The following is a 13,609-nucleotide window of genomic DNA, read 5'->3' on the forward strand; positions in this document are numbered from 1 at the left end:
TGCTCTCGATGTCTGCGCGAGCTGTACGGATACATTCGCCTTGTGCGAGACCTTGATTCCTTCAGCCGTGCACGGTGGCGAAGCCGCGGCCGGCCCAAAGTCCTATGAACCGTTGATTGTTCAGGCGGTTCCGAACCCGTTCAACGCGAGGGTGGAGATCCGGTACTTCGTTCCCGCCGCGGATCGGGAGATCGAGATCCGGATCTATGACATTGGGGGGAGAGTCGTGTACGAGTTCCCGAGGATTCGGGGGGCTCCCGGATCGGGAGTCGCGGTTTGGACGGGGAAGAATGCGGGCGGCAGTCCGGTGTCTTCCGGGATCTACTTCGTGGAGCTGACGAGCGACGGATTCAATCCTCGTTTCAGGAAGATCGCGTTGCTGCGATAAGGCCACCTGGTCGAAGGCGCGGGATCGGACGTGGGAGCGAAGGGGATTGTGAAAAGGCGGATAATATCCGATCCGAAGAGAGAGATGACCAAGAAGCGCGGGTGAGGAGGGGGGCATATGAGGGCGAATGGGAAAGAGATTTGGTACACGGTCTTGCGATCCCGATGGAGTAAAGGAGTTCGAATGGCGGTTCGGGTCGGCGTCGTTCTTGCGATCGCCGGTTGCTGCGCGACAGCTTTTGCGGATCTACCGAGGCGCTGGGAGATGAGCGGCGTGGTTCCTCACGTCCAGGACGCGGGGAGCCGGAACGTTTGCCCGATCGTCTATTACAACATCTGCTCGGGGTATCGTTGGACTTGGGCCTGGGGGATGGCCGGAGAGGAGGCCGGTGTGGTCTTCGATCTCCCGGCGGAATGCGACAAGGTTCAGGGAACGGAGTGTACGAACCTGGGCTTCTGGTGGTACTGGATCCAGACCCAGCCCGGTTACAACTACACGGTCACCTATCGGTTGTTTCGGGCTGACAGCCAGTTCTGCAAGGCGGGTCCCCCGATCGGAACCCTGTCGCGGCAAGATCCCGTCGAGCGCTGGAACTACTATCCCGGCCTCGGCGCGACTCAGGACGATGTCGTGGGTCTCTCGGCATCGCTCGACTGGGGAGGTCGCCCCTATCTCGTCACGGACAACAACGTGAAGAACCAGCAGAAAGGATGTGCGCCCGTCCCCACAGTGGCACACTCCATGCACTACGGAACCGTATGGGAGCAATACTGTCCCCCCCAGCCCCTAACGGATCAACTAGGCTTCGTGAACATTCTTATGGACGCGACGTTCTCGTGTGAGGAGACGTCAATCGAGCCCGCATCGTGGGGAGCGATCAAGACGTTGTTTCGCTGACGTGGCTCCCTGTCGTTCATGTAAACCCCATCCGCCGGTGACCTGGTCGATTTCGGGGACCTTGTCGGTCGGGTTCGAGGCCCGGCGCGTGACGCCATCTTACCCCTCCGCCTCCCCCCGCTCCGCCTCGCGCTCTCGCGCCCGGGGAAGAAACACCCAACGCTCGTCCATGCGGGCGTCAAATCGCCTCGTTGGTCTTTGAGCCGCTCCAGAACATCGCTGAGGAATCGACGGCCGGCCCGTGTCCGCATAGAACTTGGCGAATCGGGGCGAGAGGCCCTGAAGCACGTGGTCCACCATCCGGCGCAAGGAGCGCAACGGATGGTCCGCCGGAATCCGATCCTCCATCGACACGCAGCATCACATCTCGTCCGGTCGCTGATCCGATCCTCGCATCTCGTTTCCTCCATCGTGATGGGTACGAGATGCACCACACAAAACGCTCGCCGCCGAGCGAGGAAGAGAGGGATTTCTCGGCCCCCTGCTGGGTGCACGAAGCGGATCATCCAGCATGAAGGGAAAGATGGTATGCTCCGCCAAGGACGGAACGTCCCCAGGGGAGACGCGATGCCCGCTGAGAAGAAGCCCGCAGGAAAAATCGCGAAGCTCGCGTTTCATCCGCTCACCCGCGATCGCTGGAAGGACTTCGAAGAACTGTTCGGGCCGCGCGGCGCGTGCGGCGGGTGCTGGTGCATGTGGTGGCGGACCACGCGCGGCGTGTTCGCGAAGAACCAAGGGGAGGGGAACCGGCGCGCGATGAAGAAGCTCGTCGGTTCGGGAGAGGTTCCGGGGATCCTCGCGTACGCCGGGGATCGGGCGATCGGTTGGTGTTCGGTCGCGCCCCGCGAGAGCTTCCCCTCGCTCGACCGCTCGCCCGTCTTGAAACGACTCGACGACCGGCCGGTCTGGTCGATCGTGTGCCTCTTCGTCGCGAAGGAGCATCGAGGGAAGGGAATCTCCGAGAAGCTCGTCCGGGCCGCGGTGACGCACGCGAAAGAGAACGGCGCGAGGATCGTGGAAGCCTATCCGTCCATGCCGCGCGGGAAGGAGCTCTCCCCCTTTTCGAGCTTCATGGGCGTTCCCTCGCTCTTCGAGAGGGCGGGGTTCGTCGAGCGGAAGCGTCCATCGAAGGCGAAGATGGTCATGCGAAAGGACCTCAGATAGGCAAACGATCCCTTCGACGACTGGTTTCTTTCGGGGCCTCTCGCCTCTCTGGCGAGTCGATTCCAACTGCCTGGGTCGCTCTCTCACACGCGCGCGCGGATCCGAGCGGAGATCCGCGCGATCCCCTCGCGGAATCGATCGGCGGGAGGGAGGAGGCTAACAACGAGGTGCCCGTCGGTCGGGAAGTCGAAGAGATCGCCCGGGTGAACGTGCACCTTCTCGCTCTCCAAGAGATCGAGCGCCCAATCCTCGTCGCTCATCACGCGTGGGACGCGGAGGACCGCATACCATCCGCCGTCCGCGTGGAGGCACTCCCACGGATCCGCCGGCTGCCGCGCGTCGAGGAGCGCGGCCCGGTTCGCGCGCACCCGATCGAGGATCGCGCGGCGCACCGGCTCGCCGGCGCGAAGAAGCGATTCGCATCCCGCTTGCACCGGCGTTCCGACGGAAAGGAACGTGTCCCCGATGATCTCGAGGCGCTCGAGCGCCTCGTCCCGGAGAGCCTCCGGCCCGCTCACGACGATCCACGAGAGCTTCATCTGCGGGAGGCCGGCTTCCTTGGAGAGGCCGCCCAGGCTGAACGTGAGAACGCGCGTCTCTCCGGCGAGCGTGCGGGGGAACGCTTCCTCTGTGAACGAGTACGCGGCGAACACCTCGTCGGACACGATTGCGAGGTTCCGCTCGCACGCGAGGCCGCGAAGAGCATCGATCTCTTGATGGGTCAAGAACGAGCCGGTCGGGTTGTTCGGATGGACGACGACGATCGCGCGGGTCCTCGGACCTACGAGGCGCGCGATCGCGTCCAAGTCGAGGCGCCACGCGGCGTCGTAGAAGAGCGGGTAACGCACGACGCGCACCGACTCGAGCCCCGCGAGGAAATCGAAGAGCGGATAGCTCGGCGCCGGGACGAGGGTCTCGTCCCCTTCGTCGCAGAGAAGCTTGAAGAGCCAAGCATACGCCTCGCTCGTCGAGGCGGCGAGCACGAGGCGCGAGGCATCGATCCCGCCGTAGGACCTGGCGATCGCCTTCCGCGCCGAAAGAAGCCCGCGGGGATCGGGATCGTAAGCGAGCCCCCGCGGATCGGCGAGCGCGCCGAGGATCGCTTCTTCGGGATACGAGAACTCGCAGCGCGTCGGGTTCGACTCGGTGAGATCGAGGACCGTCTCGCCCGCGGCGCGCATCGCGGCGAGCCGCTCTGCGATCCTCGTCGGGCGAAGCTCCCAGGACGCGCGTTCGGAGAACAAGCCGACTTCCTCCCCCCGCCCGCGAGTCTACCTTCCCGTGCGTGTTCGGTCATCGCGCTTGATCGGCGGGACCGTTCGGATGTAGATTCCGCGGCGGAAGGGCCGGCGGCTTCCCGCCGGTCGCTCGCGAAAGGACGGAGCGGAGGCGATGGATCTCGGGAACTTCCTCTTTCCCCTCACGTGGGCCGGAGTAGGATTGGCGATCCTCTGCGGAGGGATCGTCGGCTTTGAGCGCCAGATCCGCGGGAAGCCGGCGGGGATGCGGACGAGCATTCTCATTTGTCTTGGGACGCAGGTCTTCGTGGAGCTCGGCACGGCGTTCTCCGGCCCAGGAACCGATCCGACGCGCGTTCTCGGCCAGGTCGTCACGGGAATCGGTTTTCTCGGAGCCGGCGTCATCCTCGCGCGCGGAGGCGTCGTCACCGGCGTCACGACCGCGAGCGTCGTCTGGCTCCTCGCGGCGATCGGATGCACGATCGGTTTCGGGCACTACGGGGCGGCGGTCGTTCTCGCGGCGCTCACCGTGGCGATCCTAAACGGAATCGAGCTTCTCGAGGCGAGCTTCAGGCGGCTTCGTTCCGGGCCGCGCGACGGTGATCCGCGCTCCCGGCCGAACGGTCCTTGACCGGCTCGCCCGCGCGGAGAAGGCGGGCGATTCCAAGACACGTAAAGTATGTGATCCCTCCCGCCCACGCGACATCGCTCGCGAAGTGCGCCCCCTGCCCCATCCGCGCGATCCCCATGAGAACGCCGTAAAGGACGCCGAGCACGAGAAAGAAGATCGCCCACCTTCTCCGCGTTCGCCGGAGGAGGAAGAACGGCGCGAACAGGAAGAAGGCCGACGAGGCGTGCCCCGACGGAAAGGAATGCCCCGTCCCCCCCGGCCGCCATTCGAGGACCCTCCAATGCGAGGCCTCGCCGCCGAAGAGGGCGAGATCGCGCGGGCGCGGTCTTCCCCAGTGGTCGCGAAGAACGGCGTTCACGAGAAGCCCGGGCCCCACGAGGAGCGCGAGAACGAGGAAGAGCGCGCTCCGGCGATGTCGGACGAGAGAACGCGCGAGGAGGCTCGTGAGAAGAAGCGCGAGCGCACCGACGCCGAGAGACACGCCCGGCTTCGGCCCGTGATCATAGAGAAACCGCCAAGGTTGTCCTTCAACGAGCGTCCACCCGGTCTCGGCGGAGAAGAAGCGCTTCGCGAGCGCGAGATCCCAATCGGTGGCGCGGAAGAGGGCCGTGAGAAGGAGAAGAACCGTGAGAGGAAGAAGGATGTCGGGGGAGATCGGTCGCCGCATGTTCCGCCCGCGCGGCGATCCTAGGCGAAGTAGGCCGGATACCGCCGCTCGATCTTCTTTCTGGCCCGATAGCTCCTCGCGAGCTCCAGGAAGATGCCGATCTGCTGCTCGAGATCCACCTGCGTTCCGTCGAAGTAGAAGTTTCTGATCGGCATCGCGTCGTGGTCCTTCGAAACCTCCGGATAGACCGCCTCGCAGACGATTCCGTTCATGCAGGAGAAGGGAGAGATGTCGATGATGCCGTCCGCCCCCTTCCGATGGAGGTAGACGCTCTTCCCGACGGAGAGGACCATCTCGCCGAGCGCGCCCCGGCGCGGAAGGTACGGCGCCGCGTGGTCGAGGATCTCTTCGATGTCTTCCGGTTCCTCGATTCCGATGAAGTCCTCCTCGAAGGGCTTGTAGATCGCGTGCTCATCCGCCCTCTGGATCGTCTCCTTGATCTTCGCCTTGGCGAGCCGCGCCGTCCCTTTCCGCCCTTCGTCGCGAATGCGGAGCTTCTTCTCCGAGTTCGTGTACCAGACCCACTCGCCGATATCGGAGAGCCACGCTTCGCCCCCTTGCTCCTCGACCTTGCGCGCGAGGTCCTCGTTCGAGAAACGGTTCAGGCGGCAAAAGATCTCGCCGACGATCCCGACGAGCGGTTTCCCCTTCTCGTACCTCGCGGGGACGGCGCGAAAGCGCGCGCGCGACTCGGCGAGCGCGGACGTGATCGCCTCTAGCCTCTTCCCCGCAGAGAGCCCCGGCTTCTCGAGCACTCCGCACAGCCGCGCGACGCTCTCTTCGTAGACTGCGTCCATGTCTCCCTTGCGGGCTTCGTACGGCCGGCAGCGGAGGAGCATCTTCCGAAGCGCGTCCGCAGCGATCAGCCCGCGCCAAATCGCCCGCTCCATGTTCTCGGATCCGATCCCGTCGTAGCCGTCGCGCGAGGAGGGAGAGAAGACGTACACGTCGTCCGCGCCGATCTCGCGGAAGACTGTCTCGAGAAGCTGCGCGTACTGCCCGAACCGGCACGGTCCGCTTGCCGTCGGCATGAAGAAGGCGGTCTTCGACGGGTCGAAGTCCTTTCCTTCGGCGACGCGGAGAAAGTCCCCGAGCGTCACCTTCTCCGGATAGCACTCGTCTCCCGACGTGTAGCGGCTTCCGAGCTCGATCGTGCGCTCGTTGGAGGGGGGCGTCGGCTCCGCGTCGATGCCGGCGCTCCGAAAGACCGCCGCCGTCGCGCGCGCCGAGCCGTACGCCATCGGCGGGATGTAGAGCTTGCGTCCCTTGAGCGTCTTCGGCCGCGAGGACAAGGACCTATCCTCCCACCGGCGCCGGCTCCGCGCTCCGCCGGAGGAACCCCTTCGAGTCGAGGTACGCCTCGCAGCGCGTGAGGATGCCGGCGTCGTTCGAATGGCCGTCGATCGTGAGGCTGAGGAACGGCTTTCCCGAGGCCTCGCGGATATAATGCTTGATGTACGAATCGGGTCCGCACTTGAAGTTCGTGATGTAAATGATATGGAGATTGGGCCGGGTTCCGACAATCTTCGCCGCCTGGAGGATCTTCCGGCCGTAGTTCCAGAACATGTTGCGGTTCACGTCCCGCATCTCGGTCCCCGCGAGCGGTAGAAAATCGAGTGGGATGACGTTCACCCCGTAGGATTCGCGGAGCTTCGTCGGGACGTTCAAGTTCACCCCGCGGTCGTAGATGTTGTACGGCCTCCCGAGAAGGACGATCCCCGGCTCGTCGCCGAGACTCTCGAGCGCCTCGCGTCCGCTCTCGACGAGCGCGCGCCTGAACGAATCCTGCGCCTCGTACGCGGAGCGGAGCGCCCTCTCGCCGTCCTGCCTCGAGACGCCGATCGCCTCCCAGACCTCCGCGAGCTCCTTCCGAACCGCGTCGAATCCCCGGCGGAAATGTATGTTCGGCGCGAGAAGCCGCCCCCCGATCCGCTCCTTCAACCCCGATTGCCCAACCACGAAGGGGAGCGTCTGCCCCCACGGACAAAGATGAGACTCCATCTCCGGAATGTCGGTCTCGGCGTCGATCACGTTCGGGATGAAGAGCCAGTCGATTTCATTCTCGAGAAGATCGACGACGTGTCCGTGCGCGACCTTGATCGGGAAGCAGGGCTCGGCGACGGTCGACTCGAGGCCGAGGTTCACGAGGCGCTTCGTCGTGGGCCCGGAGAGGACGACCCGGCACCCGAGCTCGGCGAAGAGGCGGTTCCAGAACGGGAAGCGCTCGTAGGTGTACATCGCGCGCGGGATCCCGATCCTCGGGCCTCCCCCTCGTTCCGGATCGAAGCCTCCGAAGAGCAGCTCCTCGCGGCGCTTGAGGAGATCGGGAATAACCGCTCGCCGGTCGACCTTCGGCCGCTTTCGATAGCGGTCCGAGCACTTGTCTCCCCAGTACGTCTTCTCCCCCTCGACGGTGAACTCCTGGATGTCGCAGTAGTTCGAACATGCTTTACACGTGAAATCACGCATCGAGTAGTCGACCGCCTCGAGGGAGTAGCCGCGGAAGCCGGTCTCCGCGCCGCTCGTGCGAATCCTCTGGCGCGCGAGAACCGCCATGCCGATCGCTCCGACCACGCCGTTGTGCGGCGGGATGATGATCGGCTTCCCGAGGATCGTCGCGAACGCGGCTCCCACCGAGTCGTTGTACGCCGTCCCGCCTTGAAAGTAGATGACGTTTCCAATGTGCCGGCCGCGAACGACTCGGTTCAGGTAGTTGAGCGCGATCGAGTAGGCGAGCCCGGCGACGAGGTCCTCGACCTTGGCGCCTCTCTGGAGAAACGGGATGATGTCCTTCTCGATGAAGACCGTGCAGCGCTCCCCAAGGCGGATCGGCGATTTCGAGGAGAGAGCGAGCCTCGAGAACTCCTCCTTGATCGAGATGCCGAGCCGCTCCGCCTGCTCCTCGAGGAAGGAGCCGGTCCCGGCCGCGCACGCCTCGTTCATCGCGAAATCGACGACGACCCCGTCTTGAATCGAGATGAACTTGGAGTCTTGGCCGCCGATCTCGAAGATCGTGTCGACCTCGGTGCCGATGAGCCGCCTCCCGATGTACGAGGCGCCCGTCTTGTGCGCGGTGATCTCGTCGTTCACCGTGTCGGCTCCGACGAGCTCGCCGATCAGCTCGCGCCCCGATCCGGTCGTCCCGACGCCGCGGATCCGGATCCGCAGGCCGATCGCCCGCTCGATCTCTTGCAGCCCTTGATGGACGACCTCGATCGGGCGCGCGCGGGTGCGCTCGTAGATCTCGTAGACCACCCGGTCGTCCTCGTCGACCACGACGAGGTTCGTCGAAACGGACCCGATGTCGATCCCGAGGAACGCGTCGATCACGCGGGCGTCTTCGGGAAAGACGTACGGCTCCACGCGGTGCCGGAGAAGGACGACATCCTTCATCGAGAGGGGTTCGCTTCGCGGGAATGTCTCCTCGCCCCCGCCCTCCGCCGCGTCGATCGCGGCCGGGGAGCGGAAACGAGAGGCCCCCGGCTCGCCGCTCTCTCGAGCGAGAAGCGCCGCGCCGAGCGCCCCCATCCACACGCCCTCTGCGGGAACGAGGAAGTCCTTCTCCTCGATCGCGAAGAGGGAGCGCATCGCCCGCACCACCCCGGCATTCGCCGAAACGCCTCCGATGAAGGCGACCGGCGGGTCGACCCGCTTCCCCTTCGTGATGCTGGCCTTGTAGTTTCGCGCGACCGCCTCGCAGAGCCCCTTGAGCACCTCGCCGGGCGCGTACCCCTTCTGCTGGGCGTGGATCATGTCGCTCTTCGCGAAGACGGAGCAGCGCCCGGCGATCGTGGGGGTGCGCGCGGCGGATTCGGTCACCGCGCCGACCTCTTCGATCCCGAAGCGGAGCCGCGAAGCCTGTTGATCCATGAAGGATCCGGTTCCGGCCGCGCAATCCCCGTTCGTCTCGTAATCGCGGATGCCGATCCCCTCCTCGGAGGCGGGGGAGAGGCGGATGTACTTCGAGTTCTCGCCGCCCATCTCGAGGATCGTCTGCACCTCCGGATAGAGGAAGCGGACACCGGTCGCAACGGCGCGAAACTCGTTGATCGTGCTCGAGTCGAGCACCGCCGCGAGCGGCTTTCCTCCCGATCCGGTCACGACGAGGCGGTCCGCTTGTTCCTCGGGAAGGGCGCGAAAGAGGTCGCGGAGCATCTCGACCGCCACGGCGCGCGGCCGCCCGAGATGCCGCTCGTAGGGGGAGAGGGCGATCCGGGCTTCCCCTCGGTCGAACACACGGTACCCGCGTGCGGCAAAGGCGGCATGATCGATCCGGTCCCGTCCGACCCCGACGCCGACAACCGCGATCTTCACGCTGATCGAGCCGACGTCGACGCCGATCGTGAGGAAGGAAGCGGGCAATGCCATGCTCATCGAGCTCTCCATCTGGTCCCGGGGGGGAATACGCGGGTAAGCCTAACGACGCGAGGGAGGGTTGTCAACAGGCCGCCCACGGGGCCCAAGGGCCAACTTCTACGGATTCAAAAGGCTGCGCCCGCCGCACACCGGGAGACGGCCCTTGCGCGACGGGCGAAAAGAAACGGAACCGGCATTCGGCGCAAGGGACGGGCGAGGCGGGTTACTGTGTCCGGCCGAAGGAAACCGATTCCGTTTTATTCAGTTGTGTGTCCCCTCGGAGATTCGGGGGAGAAGCTGAGCCGCGTGGCGCCGAACGCCACCGCCATCCGACCGATCCCTCCCCCGGCAGAGAGTTTGGCCAAATCAGCGTGACGGCCCGCCTCTCCCCTCGACTGGCCGACCTGCGGGAGGCGCAGAAAACGCCGCCGGGACCGCGCCCTTACCCCGAGGGGTTCATCTTTTCTAATCCACAAGCTCCTCCTGCATGAGCGGTGCCAATCGACGCGCGCCGTCCGCCCAGCAAGGCGTTCCCCGAATCCCTTGACCGACAATAGATTGCGGGCGGCCTCCCCAGAAGCCCGGGAGCCGCCCGCTTCTCTCCGTGCCAGATTGTCCGGCTCACCGCCGGGGGGCGTTTCCTTTTGTCATTCCAGGTCGAACTTGACCCCCTGCGCGAGGGGCAATTCTTTCCCCCAGTTAATCGTGCAGGTTTGCCGGCGCATGTACGCCTTCCACGAGTCGGACCCGGCCTCCCGGCCCCCGCCGGTATCCTTCTCCCCTCCGAAGGCGCCTCCGATCTCCGCGCCGCTCGTCCCGATGTTGACGTTCGCGATCCCGCAGTCGGAGCCGCGGTGCGAGAGAAAAGTTTCGGCATGAAGGAGATCGCGGGTAAAGATCGCCGACGAGAGCCCCTGGTCGACACCGTTGTGCCAGGCGATCGCCTGGTCGAGGTCGTCGTACGGGAAGACGTAGAGGATCGGCGCGAAGGTCTCCTCGCGGACGATCTTCATGTCGGGACGCGCCTCGACGATCGTCGGCTCGACGAAGAACCCCGGCCCCTTCTTCCGGTTGCCGCCGGCGAGAACCTTGCCGCCCTCGCGGACCGCTTCGGCGATCGCCTGTTCCATCGTCTCCACGGCCGCCTCGTTCACGAGGGGGCCCATCAGCGTCTTCGGGTCGAGCGGGTCGCCGATCGGAACGGACCGGTACGCCGCGACGAGCTTCTTCACGAGCTCCGCGTGGACCTTTCGGTGGACGAAGATCCGCCGCGTCGAGGTGCACCGCTGCCCGGCCGTCCCGACCGCGCCGAAGAGGATCGCGCGAAGCGCCATGTCGAGGTCGGCCGTCTCGTCGACGAGGATCGCGTTGTTCCCGCCGAGCTCGAGGATCGTGCGCCCGAGGCGCTTGGCGACGACCTCGCCGATCCGCCTGCCCATCCGGCACGAGCCGGTCGCTGAAATGAGCGGAATCCTTCTGTCCTGAATCATTCGCTCCCCGACGGTCGAGCCGCGTCCGATGACGAGAGCCATGACGCCCGGGAAGCCGTTCCGATCGAGCACCTCGTTCATGATGTTCTGAGTCGCGATCGCAGCGAGCGGGGTCTGCGAGGAAGGCTTCCAAATCATCGTGTCGCCGCACACCGCGGCGATCATCGCGTTCCATGCCCAGACCGCGACCGGGAAGTTGAATGCGCTCACGATCCCGACGACGCCGAGCGGGTGCCACTGCTCGTACATCCGGTGGAGCGGGCGCTCCGAGTGCATCGAGAGGCCGTAGAGCTGGCGCGAGAGGCCGACCGAGAAGTCCGCGATGTCGATCGCCTCCTGCACCTCGCCGAGACCCTCGGAAAGGATCTTCCCCATCTCGTAGCTGACGAGACGCCCGAGGTCCTCCTTCTTCTCGCGGAGCGCCTCGCCCATCTGGCGGACGATCTCGCCCCGCTTCGGCGCGGGGAGCATTCTCCATTTGAGGAAGGCGTCGTGCGCCGCGCGGACGACCGCTTCGTAGTCCTCTTCGTTTGCCTGGCGCACGGTCGCGATCGGCTTCTCATCGGCGGGGCAGAACGAGACGAGATCGTCCCCCTTCGTGTCGAGCCAGGCGCCGGCGCAGGCGCCCGAGTTCACCTCGCGTATTCCGAGCCGTCCGAGGAAGTCCTTCATGTTCGCTGCCCATCCTTTCTGTTGTCGCTATGCGGTAATCCATTGGGTTTCAATGGGATACCGGGGTCGTTCGCGGCCGGGCCTTTGGGTGTCGGAAGGGGCCTCTGGAGGGAGGCCCCGATCAGTCTAGCGGTTCTTGTTCTTTCGCGCCAGCACTCTCGGACGGAGGCCTACCGGGTTCCTCCGGGGAGAACGAGGCTCGCGACGAAGAGAGCGAGCCCGAAGACGACGACGACGGTCGCGCCGGTCGGCGTGTCGAGGAAGTAGGAGAGGAGCATGCCCGCGAGGCTCATCGCGATGCCGAAGCCCCACGCGACGAAGAGGCGTCTCAATCCGACGGCTCCCGCGAACGCCGCGAAGACGGAAGGCACGATGAGGATCGTGAAGACGAGAAGAACCCCCGCGATCTGCACGGAGCTCGTCACGACGAACGCGAAGATGCCGTAGAAGAGGAAGTCCCACCGGAAGAGGCTGAGCCCGCGGGCGCGCGCTTCTTCCGGATCGCGGCTCACGAGGTCGAGAGTCCTGTGCGTCGCGAAGAGAACGACGCCGAGGAGGGCGTAGATCGCCGCGATCTTCAGCACGTCTCGCCAGGAGACCCAGAGGATGCTCCCCACGAGGGAATGCTTGATGTGTTCGGCTCCGTGGGGGATGCGGTCGGCGATCACGAGCACGGCGCTTGATGCGACGACGTACGCGATCCCGATGATCGCCTCCTGGGGAACCGCGCGAATCCGCCGGCGGGACCAGGAGAAGAGGGCGGCGGCGACGAGGGCGGACCCGAGGCCCATCGCGTAGCCGGCCGCCGTCCCGTGCTCGAACCCGAAGAGGAGCGCGGCCGCTCCGCCCATCGCGGCGAACTGCGCCATCGCGAGATCCACGAAGATGACGCCGCGCCGGAGAACGTGCCCTCCGAGATACGCGTGGATGAGGACCAAAACGACGCTCGCGGCGAAGGGCGCTCCCATGAGATGGACAAGCTGCACGATCAATCCTCCTCCCGCGCGCTCTCGAGAACGGACACGAGCGTCTCGAACCAGGAGAAGAGATCGCCCGTTCCGTCCCGGCTGTCGACCGCCTGGGGAAGGGCGATCGCCAGGCTCCCGGATCGGGAAGCGAGCTTCTTCATGATCGCCGGATCGATGAGATCGGAATGAACGAGCCGGCGGACGTTCTCCGCGCGAATCCTCGCCTCGAGGTCGGTGATGTGGCGGGGCGTCGGCGGGATTCCCGGCTTGCTCTCGACGTTGTCGATGACGCGCAGGCCGAAGGTCCGCGCGAAGTACTCCCACTGCTTGTGATAGGTGACGATCGGCTCGCCCTGGAGAAAGGCGAGACGCGATCTCCACTCGGCGAGCTTCTCGCTCCAGCGGCGCTCGAAGTCGGCGAGGCGCGCGGCATAGTGGGGGCCGCCCTCGGGATCGATCGCGGAGAGGCGCTCCGCGAGCCCTTTCGCGAGCGCCGGATAGACCGAGGGATCGACGGTGTAGTGCGGGTTCCCCTCCGGGTGGACGTCCCCCATGCTCCGATCGACAGACCCGGTCGGGACCTCGAGCGGTTCGATGAAGCTGGACAAGTCAAGGTGTCCGACTGTTCCCGGACGGATCCTCGGGTTGCGCGCTCCTTCGATGAGAAGCGGGAGCCATCCGACCTCGAGCTGGAGACCGTTGTAGACGAGGAGGTCTGCTTCCATCATGCGGCGGCTGTGGCTCGGCTTCGCGGGGAGGGTGTGCGGATCTTCGTTTCCCTTGGCGAGGCGGGCGACCTCGACCCGGTCTCCGCCGATCTCTTCCGCGAGCGCCCCGATCTCGGTGAGGGTCGCGACGACGCGGAGCTTCGCCTCCGCGCCGGTGATGAGCAAGAGCATCATCGATATCGCGAGCGTTCCGATACGAAATGTACGCATGTTATGCTCCAATCCTGAACGATCCTTTGTTCCCGGACGGCGGGTGCCACGCGTCCAGGTTTGTCTTGCTCCGGAGACGGGGGTGAGGCAGAGCGGCGAGTTGCCGCGCGCCGCGCGCGGCATGTTTGAGCAAGCGAGCCTCACCCTCGGCTCCGGAGCTTCCCGTCTTCGCTGGATCGGATCCGCGTTTTCCTGCCGCG

Annotated in this window: 11 protein-coding genes; 4 read left to right on the top strand and 7 right to left on the bottom strand. The window is 65.5% G+C overall.

Annotation, left to right across the window (positions count from 1 at the left end):
• Positions 1-40: 40 nt before the first annotated feature.
• The 3 genes from FJY73_11815 to FJY73_11825 all read left to right on the top strand — a co-directional run bounded on the left by FJY73_11815 (position 41) and on the right by FJY73_11825 (position 2,449).
• The gene (locus FJY73_11815; protein MBM3321351.1) at positions 41-388 is read left to right on the top strand and encodes a T9SS type A sorting domain-containing protein; all 348 of its coding nucleotides are present in this window, start codon (positions 41-43) and stop codon (positions 386-388) included.
• Between the two features lie 183 nt (positions 389-571).
• Positions 572-1,285, top strand: a complete 714-nt coding sequence (locus FJY73_11820) for a hypothetical protein (protein MBM3321352.1) — start codon at positions 572-574, stop codon at positions 1,283-1,285.
• A gap of 567 nt (positions 1,286-1,852) precedes the next feature.
• Positions 1,853-2,449, top strand: a complete 597-nt coding sequence (locus FJY73_11825) for a GNAT family N-acetyltransferase (GenBank protein ID MBM3321353.1) — start codon at positions 1,853-1,855, stop codon at positions 2,447-2,449.
• Between the two features lie 83 nt (positions 2,450-2,532).
• On the opposite strand, the gene FJY73_11830 is transcribed toward FJY73_11825, so the two are convergent.
• On the bottom strand, positions 2,533-3,693 hold the full coding sequence (locus FJY73_11830) for a pyridoxal phosphate-dependent aminotransferase (GenBank protein ID MBM3321354.1): 1,161 nt from the start codon (positions 3,691-3,693) through the stop codon (positions 2,533-2,535).
• Between the two features lie 148 nt (positions 3,694-3,841).
• Here FJY73_11830 and FJY73_11835 point away from each other — a divergent pair, with 148 nt between their 5' ends.
• Positions 3,842-4,318 (top strand): MgtC/SapB family protein, encoded by a 477-nt coding sequence (locus FJY73_11835; GenBank protein ID MBM3321355.1) that lies wholly within the window; start codon positions 3,842-3,844, stop codon positions 4,316-4,318.
• Here the strand turns inward: FJY73_11835 and FJY73_11840 are convergent.
• The 6 genes from FJY73_11840 to FJY73_11865 form a co-directional block, all read right to left on the bottom strand.
• Complete coding sequence (locus FJY73_11840) at positions 4,257-4,985, bottom strand: phosphatase PAP2 family protein (protein MBM3321356.1); 729 nt, start codon at positions 4,983-4,985, stop codon at positions 4,257-4,259. The genes FJY73_11835 and FJY73_11840 overlap by 62 nt on opposite strands.
• A gap of 20 nt (positions 4,986-5,005) precedes the next feature.
• Positions 5,006-6,277: a hypothetical protein gene (locus FJY73_11845; GenBank protein MBM3321357.1), complete on the bottom strand. Its 1,272-nt coding sequence runs from the start codon at positions 6,275-6,277 to the stop codon at positions 5,006-5,008.
• A gap of 4 nt (positions 6,278-6,281) precedes the next feature.
• Entirely contained in the window at positions 6,282-9,359 is a 3,078-nt protein-coding gene (locus FJY73_11850) for a hypothetical protein (protein MBM3321358.1), read from the bottom strand.
• Positions 9,360-9,988: 629 nt separating this feature from the next.
• Complete coding sequence (locus FJY73_11855) at positions 9,989-11,503, bottom strand: aldehyde dehydrogenase family protein (GenBank protein MBM3321359.1); 1,515 nt, start codon at positions 11,501-11,503, stop codon at positions 9,989-9,991.
• Positions 11,504-11,673: 170 nt separating this feature from the next.
• On the bottom strand, positions 11,674-12,471 hold the full coding sequence (locus FJY73_11860; GenBank protein MBM3321360.1) for a metal ABC transporter permease: 798 nt from the start codon (positions 12,469-12,471) through the stop codon (positions 11,674-11,676).
• Between the two features lie 20 nt (positions 12,472-12,491).
• Positions 12,492-13,409, bottom strand: coding sequence for a zinc ABC transporter substrate-binding protein (locus tag FJY73_11865; protein ID MBM3321361.1), 918 nt, complete (start codon positions 13,407-13,409; stop codon positions 12,492-12,494).
• Positions 13,410-13,609: the final 200 nt, after the last annotated feature.

Source organism: Candidatus Eisenbacteria bacterium (assembly GCA_016867715.1).
Taxonomy (GTDB): Bacteria; Orphanbacterota; Orphanbacteria; order Orphanbacterales; family Orphanbacteraceae; genus VGIW01.

What these genes read in the sequence shown, in the direction of transcription:
- FJY73_11835 (MBM3321355.1), top strand. Translation starts at nt 3,842, where the DNA reads ATGGATCTCGGGAACTTCCTCTTTCCCCTCACGTGGGCCGGAGTAGGA.
- FJY73_11865 (MBM3321361.1), bottom strand. Translation starts at nt 13,409, where the DNA reads ATGCGTACATTTCGTATCGGAACGCTCGCGATATCGATGATGCTCTTG.
- FJY73_11850 (MBM3321358.1), bottom strand. Translation starts at nt 9,359, where the DNA reads ATGAGCATGGCATTGCCCGCTTCCTTCCTCACGATCGGCGTCGACGTC.
- FJY73_11840 (MBM3321356.1), bottom strand. Translation starts at nt 4,985, where the DNA reads ATGCGGCGACCGATCTCCCCCGACATCCTTCTTCCTCTCACGGTTCTT.
- FJY73_11820 (MBM3321352.1), top strand. Translation starts at nt 572, where the DNA reads ATGGCGGTTCGGGTCGGCGTCGTTCTTGCGATCGCCGGTTGCTGCGCG.
- FJY73_11860 (MBM3321360.1), bottom strand. Translation starts at nt 12,471, where the DNA reads ATGGGAGCGCCCTTCGCCGCGAGCGTCGTTTTGGTCCTCATCCACGCG.
- FJY73_11825 (MBM3321353.1), top strand. Translation starts at nt 1,853, where the DNA reads ATGCCCGCTGAGAAGAAGCCCGCAGGAAAAATCGCGAAGCTCGCGTTT.
- FJY73_11855 (MBM3321359.1), bottom strand. Translation starts at nt 11,503, where the DNA reads ATGAAGGACTTCCTCGGACGGCTCGGAATACGCGAGGTGAACTCGGGC.